Annotated in this window: 11 protein-coding genes; 5 read left to right on the top strand and 6 right to left on the bottom strand. The window is 43.6% G+C overall.

The features are described from left to right. Positions 1 to 66: 66 nt before the first annotated feature. The 6 genes from ACOOE0_RS07100 to ACOOE0_RS07075 all read right to left on the bottom strand — a co-directional run bounded on the left by ACOOE0_RS07100 (position 67) and on the right by ACOOE0_RS07075 (position 6,628). Entirely contained in the window at positions 67 to 489 is a 423-nt protein-coding gene (locus ACOOE0_RS07100; protein WP_420401773.1) for a hypothetical protein, read from the bottom strand. A 138-nt stretch (positions 490 to 627) separates the two neighbouring features. After that, positions 628 to 960 carry a single-stranded DNA-binding protein gene (locus ACOOE0_RS07095; RefSeq protein WP_420401772.1) on the bottom strand — a complete coding sequence of 111 codons (333 nt, stop codon included), beginning with the start codon at positions 958 to 960 and terminating at the stop codon, positions 628 to 630. 699 nt (positions 961 to 1,659) lie between these two features. After that, positions 1,660 to 1,962, bottom strand: coding sequence for a hypothetical protein (locus ACOOE0_RS07090; RefSeq protein ID WP_420401771.1), 303 nt, complete (start codon positions 1,960 to 1,962; stop codon positions 1,660 to 1,662). A gap of 85 nt (positions 1,963 to 2,047) precedes the next feature. Further along, positions 2,048 to 4,240: a molybdopterin cofactor-binding domain-containing protein gene (locus ACOOE0_RS07085; RefSeq protein ID WP_420401770.1), complete on the bottom strand. Its 2,193-nt coding sequence runs from the start codon at positions 4,238 to 4,240 to the stop codon at positions 2,048 to 2,050. Continuing rightward, complete coding sequence (locus tag ACOOE0_RS07080; RefSeq protein WP_420401769.1) at positions 4,237 to 5,697, bottom strand: CRTAC1 family protein; 1,461 nt, start codon at positions 5,695 to 5,697, stop codon at positions 4,237 to 4,239. The genes ACOOE0_RS07085 and ACOOE0_RS07080 overlap by 4 nt, the downstream gene beginning before the upstream one ends. Positions 5,698 to 5,872: 175 nt before the next feature. Continuing rightward, positions 5,873 to 6,628: a LytTR family DNA-binding domain-containing protein gene (locus tag ACOOE0_RS07075; RefSeq protein WP_420401768.1), complete on the bottom strand. Its 756-nt coding sequence runs from the start codon at positions 6,626 to 6,628 to the stop codon at positions 5,873 to 5,875. A 184-nt stretch (positions 6,629 to 6,812) separates the two neighbouring features. On the opposite strand from ACOOE0_RS07075, the gene ACOOE0_RS07070 reads away from it, so the two are divergent. The 5 genes from ACOOE0_RS07070 to ACOOE0_RS07050 all read left to right on the top strand — a co-directional run bounded on the left by ACOOE0_RS07070 (position 6,813) and on the right by ACOOE0_RS07050 (position 11,587). Further along, on the top strand, positions 6,813 to 7,652 hold the full coding sequence (locus tag ACOOE0_RS07070; RefSeq protein ID WP_420401767.1) for a bifunctional helix-turn-helix domain-containing protein/methylated-DNA--[protein]-cysteine S-methyltransferase: 840 nt from the start codon (positions 6,813 to 6,815) through the stop codon (positions 7,650 to 7,652). A gap of 14 nt (positions 7,653 to 7,666) precedes the next feature. Further along, on the top strand, positions 7,667 to 8,362 hold the full coding sequence (locus ACOOE0_RS07065) for a 2OG-Fe(II) oxygenase (RefSeq protein WP_420401766.1): 696 nt from the start codon (positions 7,667 to 7,669) through the stop codon (positions 8,360 to 8,362). Next, on the top strand, positions 8,362 to 8,616 hold the full coding sequence (locus ACOOE0_RS07060) for an Ada metal-binding domain-containing protein (protein ID WP_420401765.1): 255 nt from the start codon (positions 8,362 to 8,364) through the stop codon (positions 8,614 to 8,616). Before ACOOE0_RS07065 ends, ACOOE0_RS07060 begins: the two co-directional genes overlap by 1 nt. Positions 8,617 to 8,730: 114 nt before the next feature. Next, entirely contained in the window at positions 8,731 to 10,908 is a 2,178-nt protein-coding gene (locus tag ACOOE0_RS07055) for a DUF5916 domain-containing protein (RefSeq protein ID WP_420401764.1), read from the top strand. Positions 10,909 to 10,990: 82 nt separating this feature from the next. After that, positions 10,991 to 11,587 (top strand): GNAT family N-acetyltransferase, encoded by a 597-nt coding sequence (locus tag ACOOE0_RS07050; RefSeq protein ID WP_420401763.1) that lies wholly within the window; start codon positions 10,991 to 10,993, stop codon positions 11,585 to 11,587. The last annotated feature ends 76 nt before the right edge of the window (positions 11,588 to 11,663 follow it).

Raw genomic sequence — 11,663 nt, 5'->3', positions numbered from 1 at the left:
AAGCGTTGCCCATGTTTTGACCTACTAAAAAAAGTAGCATAAAAAAACCGCCTATTGGCGGTTTTTTTATTTTAATTTCTTTTTCTTGGGTTGATTGTGCACCATTTCTTCCCTTTTCATTCCTTTCCAAAAATCATCATCTGATAACGACAAATAATCCTTGGCTTTTTGGAAGAACAGTTCACTGTTTTCACATTGGGTGTCACACTCGGCCAAATGTGTTTGATAGGCTTCCTTCTTTCCTTTCATATAGGCCAAGTAAGCTGGAAAATTGACTTTGCCCAATTGTCTTTCAAAGTTTCCTTGATCTATCCAATAGTCCATCTGATCTTGACTATCCAATGAATAAAGTGCAATTTCATACTTCGTATCCCGTTGTGCCAACTGCTCATAAAACCGCAGTCCTTGCACGCGCGCATCCACTTGAGCCCAAGCCGGAAAGGCCAAGACACAAGCAAAAATCACCATTAAGAATCTGACAGTTTTCATAGCTCCTTCATCTGTTGTATTAGACGTACAACCACCCCCATTGTTACGCAGTCTATTATTAAGTTATAGTTAAAAATGGGCAAAAACAAAGAAAGGGGGCAATCGCCCCCTTTTCTCGATTATCTGTATTCTGGCCAATTATTTGCCAAGCATTAGCAGCTCATTACACTTTACCTCCGTGATATAGCGTTTTTCGCCCTCTTTGGTCTCATAGCTGCGGTGTACCAGCTTGCCCTCAATCATTACCTCCTTGCCTTTTTCCAAATAGCTCTCGGCGATTTCCGCGGTCTTGCCCCAGGCCACAATATTGTGCCATTGCGTATCTGTGACTTTTTCGCCCTCTGAATTTTTGTAGGTCTCATTGGTAGCCAAGGAAAATTTGGCCAATTTGCTCCCACTTTCCATCAATACGATTTCAGGGTCGTTTCCTAAGTTTCCAATCAACTGTACTTTGTTTTTTAGTGAATTCATGATTTAAATTTTACGTGTTAAACAGTTAATACTATCGAGCTGTTCGGCATCGACAGGGCAAACTTAGGGGTGAAAAAAAACAAGAAACGGTTATTAATCGTTTGTTTTCGTTTGTAAACGGATGTAGTCGGTTACAAGTAATTGGATTAAGGGCATTTAAAAGTCAACCCCTAGATTCTTTTTCAGGTTCAGGAGGGTTTTTTATCTTCGAAGTAATGAACCCAAAGGACTTGATTATAGGCGTGATCATTGGAGTAGGTGCTGCAATATGGTTGCGGCTTTTGATAAAATCCAATAGAGAAAACAAAGATTACAGCCATTCTCTGCTGTCGTATGACATTAAAATTGTCTTCGGTTTGGTCGTCATCATTATTATAGGACTTCTTTTAATACTCAGAGGGGTAGGCATCCATGTAATTTGAACCGATACTATACCAACCAAGATTAACCAGTAATATACAATCTCTTCAAATCCGTTTGTCCCATATTGTATATAGGTGCCAAAGTGGTTGTAAGTAAGGGGCTTAATCGGACTAATCCTCAATCCTTTTTTTAGATTGGTAACGTCTGTACAACCAAATTGCCACCAAACTCAAAGCGGTCAAAATTGCACTTGTAAGTACTGCAGTGATTTCGTTTTGGGCTTCCATAGTAGGGTTTTATAGGCTATAAGTTAGCACATTTATTACAACCCTGTTGTTATTCCTTGACAATCACGATGTTCCCAGATTTCTTATTCACTGAAAATGGCAAGTGAATCTGTTGTACCCTGTTTTGCCAATAAGTCATTTCATATTGGCCTGGTTCCATTTTTTTAGCAAAGGGAAATTCCACCCGTTCCATGGTAAATTCTGTAGGTCCAGAGACCTCAAACTTATTATTGATCTTGCAACTTTCACACTTGAACGTGACCAGAATCAAATCTTGTTCTCTCAAATTATCGGGCTCAAATTGAGGAATCAACAAAAGAAACAATATGAGTAGGCCTCCAATAATTTTCATGACGTTTTAAGTTTTATGGGATTCGCTTTCATTATAATAGACGACTCAACCAAGGAAATGGTTGTCTAAAATATTTGGGCTCACATCATACCTTAAAACTCCTGGACAATGGCAACTTCCTTATTCGCTTCCCTGTTGCAGCAAATATGGCGTTGGCCAAAGCGGGAATGGCTGGTGGCAATGGGGGCTCACCCAAGCCTCTAGGTGGCAAATCGTTTTGAATGAACTCCACATGGATTTCAGGCACATCCCGCATCCGAATCCAAGGATAATCATGAAAATTGGACTGCTCCGTTTCTCCTCCCTTAAAGGTTACTGCGCCGTACATGGCCGCCGAGAGCCCTTCCAATATCCCACCTTCCACCTGTGCTTCCGCTCCCGAAGGATTCACCACAATACCACAATCCACCACGGCATGCACTTCCAATATCTTGATGCTATCTTCCACTGCTTCTACCGTAATCACTTCGGCAATAAAGGATCCTGCACCTTTTCGAGCCGCAAAGCCCCTTCCTTGCCCTTTGGGCAGTGGACTATCCCAATTGCTGTTCTGTCGTACCTTTTCAATCACATGGATAAAACGTCCATTATCAAATTCATACTCGCCTACCACGGGCACCATTCGGGCAGGGCCCAAAAATTTTAGAAAGTAATCAATGGGGTCCATCCCATTTTCAAAGGCCAACTCATCCAAAAAACAGCAAATACTAAAAGCATTGGCAGAGGCGGATACTGCACGCCATTGCCCCAAGGGAATATCGCTCAGTACATGTCCATATTCCAATTGTAAATTGGGAACGAAACCCGCCGGAAACTCATATTCGTCTATTTCCGTACCGGCCACCCTTCCTTCCCGCCCCAATGAAGTCATGCGGGATGCATTGGCCAACACATGTCGCCAAGCCTTTACCATTCCATCTTTGTCCAAGGCAGCAGACAATTTTTGAATGCTTCCAGGTCTATACCAATCGTGTTTCACATCTTCTTCCCGGGTCCAGGTCAACTTAACCGGTAGTCCCATTTTCTGGGAAAGGATGGCAGCATCCATGGCATAATCCACATAATACCTTCTTCCAAAGGCTCCTCCAATCCTCGGAATATGAATTTTGATCTGCTCAGCTTCCAAGCCAAACAACTTGATCAAGCCATTTTGTAGTGCCTCTGGATTTTGGGTAGGCGCCCAGACCTCACAGACATCATCCCGAAAATCTACAGTACAATTCATGGGCTCCATGGGCACATGCGCCCAAAAGGGGAGTTCATAAATGGCTTCATAGACCTTTGCCGCATTTCCCTTAGCCTTGTCCACGTCCCCATCCTTTCGCTCTATGGTCGTATTGGAAAGTTGGTCATGGAAACGCTGAAACAGTTCTTCAGAGTTCTCCAACCTACAGCCTGAATTATCCCATTCCACTTTCAATTTTTCTGCACCTTTAAAAGCTGCCCAAGTGGAATTGGCCACCACCGCAACTCCATTCACGAAATTAGGACTGTTGGAACCTAAAAGTCGCCCCCCATAATCTTTGTTGTTGAGCTCATGTACAGCAATCACCCCTTGGATAGCTTTGGTTTCCGAAGCATCAAAACTAGATACACCACCTTCGTGGACGGGGCTTTTCCGAACGGTGGCATATACCATATGGGGCAATTTTATGTCTATCCCAAAGGTGCTAGACCCTGTGATCATCTCGTCCAAATCGGTTTGAGGCGTGTTTTTCTTGACAATGTTATAGGCTTCCAAAGGTTTATACTCCACTTCTTCAGGAAGTGCCACCTCTGAAGCTTCTTGCAGTAAAACTTCGAAAGGCAGGGAATTGCCAGATTCCTGATGGATTACCTTGTTGTCTTTAGTCATTAGTTCTTCTATCGGCAACTGCATTTGCTTGGATGCCGCAGTTTGCAATGCATACCGCACCTGGGCACCAGCTTTGCGCATCAAATCCCAATTGAGGATGATGGCATAACTGCCCCCAGCCCATTGTTCATCGTACTTTTTATCAAAATCGGCCTGCTCAATCTTGACTTTGTTCCAATCGGCACCCAATTCCTCGGCCAAAATCATGGGTAAGGCCGTCTTTACACCCTGACCTATTTCTGGATTTTTGGCCATCAGGGTCACCCATCGATCCGTACCAATTTTAATCAGCGGCGAAAATTGGTGGGTAATGACAGGTGATTTTTCCGTTAGACAGGATTGCAGTTGTACTCCAACCACCAATGCGCCACTGGCCGTGGCCGTAAGTTTGATAAAATTCCTGCGGTCTATAGTGTTCTTCATTTTTCTATGGGTTTGATTTCCTTTCCCTCAATGGCTATATACTCGGTGTTTACGGAAATGTTTGTGCTGGATTGTTGTATTCCTGATGGCCATTCAATGTTAATTTTTTCGATTTGATTTTCGGATGGTATTCCAAAGTGGACTTCCGGGGCATTTTCACTGCCGTAGCCTGTTTCGCGAATAAAATAGCGGGTCAATTGGGTACCATTGCTGAGCGTAAGGGTAACCCAACTTCCAACTCCATAACTATTGGATTCGGCACCTTGAAGTCTCAACTTTAGCCATTGCCCAGATGTGTTTTGATTGAGATATAGATCATCGGCCTCCGCCTCCCCACCCCAATTGCACACATAGAGATCCAAATCCCCATCATTGTCCAAATCCCCTGAAGCGGTACCTGCCGAAATATGCCCTTGATTGGCAGGAAGGGAATTGTAAACTCGCTTGAAACTACCATCTTGTTTTCCAGAAAAGAGAAAATTCTGGATTTCGGGATATCCTTCCGTACCATTGGCCACATACAGATCTAAAAAACCATCCGTATTGAAATCACCCCAAGTCTGACCTTTTGAAGGTCTTCTTGCTTCGTAAGCAGCTCCACTTTCCGATAACTTTTGGAACTTACCATTACCTATGTTCTCATAGAGGGCATTTTCATCCGAACGGGCCACATTGGTCACATAGATGTCCAAGTCCTTATCGTAGTCAAAGTCAATAAAGGTGAGGCCGTAGGTGGCTTGTAATTCTTCCACCAGAACACCCTCCTTTTGCTCTGTAAAACCAACATCAGAAGTGCTCAGATAAAGATAGTTTCTATGCTTCCCAGTGACTTTTCCATCCTGTTTTACCACAAAATTGGCCACAAATAAGTCTGGTTTGCCGTTCCCATTCAAATCACCCCATCCGCAGGATCTGCCGTCTCCTTTGTTCCCAATCCATGGGCCATTTTTTGCCCTATTAAAAGTTCCTTTTCCGTCATTCACATATAAGATATCGTCCTCTCCATCCCTATTCACCACAAAAACATCCATATCCCCATCCAAATCAAAATCGCACCAACAAGCTCCAGGGGAATTGGTCAAATCGGTGGTTAGATCTCCTGCATGGGTCGGGTTGAAATTGCCCTTGCCATCATTTTCAAAGAGTAGATTGGGGACACCAAATTGGGTAGTAAAAAAGATATCCAGGTCATGATCGTTATCTACATCCACTGTGTGTACCGATTCGCTCCAGGCTTCCAACTTGTTATTTGCAATAGCCTTTTGATTGAATCCTTCGCCGTTATTGAAAAGAATCCTATTACCAAGCTTTAACAAGGAATCCACCTGATTGGCGACTACAATGTCCAAATATCCATTCCCGTCCAAATCGGCAATGGAAACCCCTCTTGAACCCTGAGGTTTAACATTAAGATCCAATCGTGTAAACTCCCATTCCTGGGCACTAAGTTGTAGCATTGGCAGTATAAGCAATACCCAGAATTGTGGAAGACGACATATACAATTGGAACCCATAGCGAAGATTTGATTGATGATTGAATGCTTGGCTTGGTCGGTTCCTTAAACTTACCCAATAGCATGGCAGCGGCAACCATGTTGCAGTAAAATGACTGAATTTTGATAGCGAACGGTCTTAATAGGTTCGCTCCCTAAACAATTGTGTGATTTCCTTAACGAAGCTTTTGCTTACCCTTCTTCGAGTACCGTCCTTCATGATCACTTCCAGGGTGCTTCCATTGCCGCGGGCAAGTTCCGAGACGTAATCAAGGTTGATGATGGTAGATCGGTGAATTTTTCGAAATGTATCCATGGGCAAAACTTCCAAAAATGTTTTTAATGGCCTACGCATCACAAAAACTCCTTGGGTGGTAAACAATTTGGTATAATAATTCTCTGCAGCCAACAACTGAATCTGGGAGGGTTCGCAAAAATAGGTGCTGCCACCTCGGGTAAGTTCCAGCTTTATGGAAGGTTCGGTTTCTTGGGGTTTTGGATTCCGCAACTTGTCAACAACAAACCAAACCAGGCCAATATCTATCAGCGTCCAAAAAATAAAGAAGTATCGATATACCCCAAATTTGGATCCTTCCAAATCCAAATAGGGGCTAACCGTTGAACTAAGTCCAAAAAACCAACCAAAGTGAAGGCAAATCAATAGCAATCCTCCTGCCAAGAGCAAGGGAAGGCCCCATTTTGTATTTCTGCCGCGCTTTTCAATTTTGTCCAAAGCTAAAAACCCAAGAATCCAAGGAATCCAAATGCCAAGTTGCCAAAGCAACACTTGAATCAGGGTTACCTGATCTCTTGTTGCATATTCGCGCCAATATATCAGCGCACCCAGCAAGAGCGCTATCGAAAAAATAAGAATTGTGAAGTTTTTAAGTTTCATTTGTGCTATCCAAGCTATTGGGAATTCATAAAGTTACTAAACCCTAAGCAGCTGTACCCAACCAAAATTATTTCATTTTAGGAAACCCTTGCTAAATTTATGGGTGCAAAGACAAGTCCGCAAGAAACGGGTTTTCAACCCTCTTTAACCGCTTTACTTTTGGGTCAAACAAAATGCGAATATCATGAGTGAACAGGAAAATTTGAACTACGACCGAATAGCTAAAGCGATTCAGCACATTAGCAGCAACTTTAAGGAGCAACCCAGTTTGGATGAAATTGCAGAACAAGTGCACCTGAGTCCATACCATTTTCAGCGAATTTTTAAGGAATGGGCAGGTGTTACCCCCAAACAATTCCTAAAATATACAAGCGTACAACATGCAAAGACACTGTTGAAAGAAGGAGGAGCCACCTTGTTTGATACCGCCATGGAAACCGGACTTTCGGGTACCAGCAGGCTACATGATCTTTTTGTCTCTTTGGAAGGTATGACTCCCGGGGAATACAAAAACGACGGAGAAAACCTCGTCATAAATTATAGTTACGCCCAAAGTCCATTCGGCTTGGTGACCATAGCCTCTACCCAAAAAGGGCTGTGCCATGTGGCTTTTATTGAAGATGAAGAAAAGGGCCTTTATGAACTAAAACAGCAATTTCCGAAAGCGACCTATCACCAACGCGTGGATCAAACCCAGGTGAATGCCTTGATGATCTTCGCCAACGACTGGAGTCAGATATCCGAAATAAAACTCCATCTCAAGGGCACCGATTTTCAGCTCAAAGTATGGGAATCCCTATTAAAAATCCCAAAGGGAAGACTGGCTACCTATGGCAGTATTGCGGAGGACATTGGAAAGCCCAAAGCTTCAAGAGCGGTAGGTTCGGCCATTGGCAGTAATCCCATCGCCTATTTGATTCCATGCCATCGAGTAATACAATCCTCCGGGCAATTAGGGGGTTACCGATGGACCCCTACCAGAAAAACGGCCATCATTGGCTGGGAAGCAGCACAAGTTCAATAGTAAATCATAGAACCATGCAATTGAAAATCAATAGGGGTTTCGTTCAAAACGAAATCTCCCAAAAAGGCTATGCCGTCATCGAAGAAGTTCTAAATGATGAGGAATGCCAACAGCTCATTTCCAATTTTGAAACAGCCCATTTGTATCGAAAGACCGTGGACATGGAACGCTACCGATTTGGAGCTGGCACCTACAAGTACTTTAAATATCCTCTTCCCGACATCATCCAAAGACTTCGGGAATTGGTGTATCCCGAATTGGTTCCCATTGCCAATGAATGGATGTCCCAATTAAAACTGGATATGGTCTATCCGCAAGATTTGTGGAAACTTCATCAACACTGTGCCAATCAAGGGCAACATTTGGCCACTCCCTTGATTCTTAAGTATCAAGAAGGTGGCTTTAACACGCTCCATCAGGATTTATATGGTGAAGTATACTTCCCCATGCAGGCCGTGCTGTTTCTAAACGATTATGGCGCCGATTATTCTGGAGGGGAATTTGTGCTCACGCAGCAGGTTCCCAGAGCGCAGTCAAAAGCCATGGTTTTGCATCCCAAAAAAGGATCTATGCTCATTTTTTCCACCAATTTTAGGCCAGTCCAAGGAAAAAAAGGTTTTTACCGAGTGACCATGAAACATGGGGTGAGCGAAGTGCATTCTGGGGAACGGTACACCTTGGGCATCATCTTTCACGATGCGGCGCAATAATGAAAAAGCACGATAAACTCTCCAAATCGGAGCTCTTTCATGCACTAAGGCATCAAAGGCTCCAATGGGCGGGAAACCGCAGGCTTAAAATTTATGGCACTTTCCACTGCAAATCCGGAATGCGGATGAAAGCGGAAAACCGAGTCTTTTTCCACACGGAACAAGAAGCCAAGGAAGCGGGATATCGCCCTTGCGGGCATTGCATGCAACATGCCTACAAGGTTTGGAAAAGCAAGACAACAGACCTCCCGTAACACCTCAATTTACTAGAAAACAATACTACTCCATTTACCTGAAAGTAGCAAGAATCGGGTTTTGTACGGCAGTGGTGTGGGCTTCATTTGTATCAAAATTTAAACCAAAATCCAATGAAAAAAGTGATTCTATCCTGCCTGTTGTTATCAGGATTATCCATAAAGGCCCAAACTGAATTTGCCCCAGCCAAGGACAAACTGCAGGTCCCTGCCAAGTCCATTGCAACGTATCTCAACATAGATGGCAATCTTGATGAAACCGAGTGGGCAAGCGTCCCAGTACTCACTGATTTTATACAAGTAGAACCCAATCAAGGGGAGCCATCCAAGTTTAAGACCACGGTACGGGTGCTATACAATGAAAAGTACCTTTATGTTGGGGCGTTTTGCCAAGATCCGGACGGGAAAAAAGGAATTCGTGTTCCCGACTTGGCCCGGGACTTTTCCTTTCTATCCAATGATACCTTTGCCGTGGGGATTGATGGTTTTCTTGATGAGCGTAACAGCGTCACCCTCGCGGTCAATCCTTATGGGTCCCAAAAAGACTACCTTTCTTTTGACGACACTTTTTTTGATGCCAAATGGAACGGGTTATGGACCGTTCGTACCAAAATCACCACAGAGGGTTGGTTCGCGGAATTCCAAATCCCTTGGAAGACTTTGCGTTACGGAACCACCCAAGGCGCTGACTCCCAATGGGGCATCAACTTTGTAAGACAACGAAGGAAAAGCAACGAGATTTCGGCTTGGTCCCCCTATCCAAGAGCATATGGATTTAACCGATCTGAGTATTTTGGGCTGCTCACCCAAATTAAACCCCCGAAGCCCACAACCAACTTTCGGATAAATCCCTACATACTATCAAAGTACACGGAATCTGGCTCCAATGGAAACACCCAAGCATCCGAAACCGAATATATAATGGGTGGCGAAATTAAGTGGGCCCTTTCCACCAATACCCTTCTGGATATAACTGCCAACACGGACTTTGCTCAGGCAGAAGCGGATAGACAGGTGAACAACATCAGTAGATTTTCAGTTTTTTTCCCTGAAAGAAGGCAGTTTTTTCTTGAGAATGCATCCTTATTCGGGGCCGGATTGTACAGTGATACTGGAGGGTCTGGAAACCTGAGCATAATTCCATTCTTTAGTCGCAGGGTTGGGTTGGATGAAAATGGCACACCTAAAACCATAGAAGCAGGTCTTAGACTTGTACTTCAATCGCCAAAGGAGAGTTTTGGGGTTATGGGCATAAAGGAACAGGATGCCTATAATCTTGTTGGACGATATGTCAAGAATTTTGGAAAACAGAACCGCCTTGGTGCCATTGCAACAACAAAAATTCAGGACAGCAACAACAATGCAGTTACCGGGGTTGATGGTTTTTTCAGAATGGGCAATGCACATAGTCTAGGATTCATGGCGCTTTCTTCTGTGGATATGGATGGGGATAATGCCCATTTTGGCGGCTACTTGCAATACCGATACGATACCAATAAAGTAAATGCATGGTGGACCCAGTCCTATCTAGGCAAAAACTTTAATCCTGAACTCGGTTTTATTTCGCGTTCCGATGTCATCGCTACATCTCCTGGAATCATTGCCAATATTAGAGGGCCAAAATTGCCTTTTAAAAAGTTGTTACGGGCCTATAGACCAAGAATCATTGGCAATCTCTATCATCAAGCATCCACGGGAGCATTTCTGGAAAGGGAATTGACCATTAGTCCATTTTGGTTGGAAGCCCAGAACGGAGGATACCTCAGTTTCAGCACCGCATTTGTGGAACAAAAACTGAACGCACCCCTGCAACTGTTGAATGTGGCAGTTACCTCTGATTCCAACTCTTACAACAGATATAGTTTAGCGTTGGGCACCGACCCTTCCAGTAAATTTTCGACAGAATTGCGTCATACCTTTGGCAAATTTTACGATGGAGAGTTGCGGACCTGGAACGCTTCTCTGACAGCAATTCCAATTCCACATATATTTCTCAAGGGAAGTATCAACAGTGATAAGTTTACCGGTTTGGGCTCAACATCCGCTTCAGGCACAGTAGACCTGCTCACTTTGGAGAGTAGGGTTTATATCAATCCAAGATTAAGTTTGTCCGGCCTGTATCAAAGAAATACGCAAAACAACTCGGATTTTTATAATATCCGCTTCGCTTGGGAATACAACCCTCTATCCTATGTTTATATCGTTTTTAATTCCAATCAAAACAAGCTTGAAAGCGATACTATCTTTGAACGACAAGCCATAATCAAGCTTAGTTTTTTAAAGCAGTTTTAAGGCGTATTTGGACTTGCCGCTTTTGTTAAGTGGAACGTAAAACCCCAAGTTAACCCTATATTTGAGCGATAAAAACGAATCCATGGCAAACTGGTTACAACCAACTACCCTTGAAGGCAAGAGGGCCAAATTGATACCGCTTCAAAAATCCCATAAAGCTGAACTTTTGCAAGCGGCTTCGGACGGTAAATTATGGGAGCTATGGTTTACATCAGTTCCTTCGGAAAAAAACATTGACTCCTACATTGAAACCGCACTACAAAATCAGGAGGAAGGGACGGCCTTGCCTTTTACCATAATTGACAAAATAACCAATCAAATTGTAGGGTCTACCCGATACCTTAATGTTGAGGCCGAGCATAGACGCCTTGAAATTGGCGCCACCTGGTATGCCAAAAGCAACCAACGAAGCGGTCTAAATATAGAATGCAAACATTTATTGCTGCAACATGCCTTTGAGCAATTGAAGTGCATTGCCGTGGAATTCCGAACGCATTACCACAATCTTGCTTCCAGGACAGCTATCTCCAAGCTTGGGGCCAAACAGGAAGGAATCTTACGCAATCACCGTATTGACCCCCAAGGAAATTATAGGGATACCGTAGTGTTTTCCATTTTGGAAAGTGAGTGGGCCACCGTGAAATACGGATTGGAACACAGGATGAATAAAACGTATTGAAATTTCTTGGTGTCTTAGGTCTCGACAGCTCTTTCGACTGCGTTCAAGATTACAGCTCGACCTGACATGAGTATTG

Source organism: Flagellimonas sp., assembly GCF_965215805.1.
Lineage (GTDB): Bacteria > Bacteroidota > Bacteroidia > Flavobacteriales > Flavobacteriaceae > Flagellimonas.
Note: the sequence above shows the minus strand (reverse complement) of the source record. Positions and strands in the feature narration are given on the sequence as shown.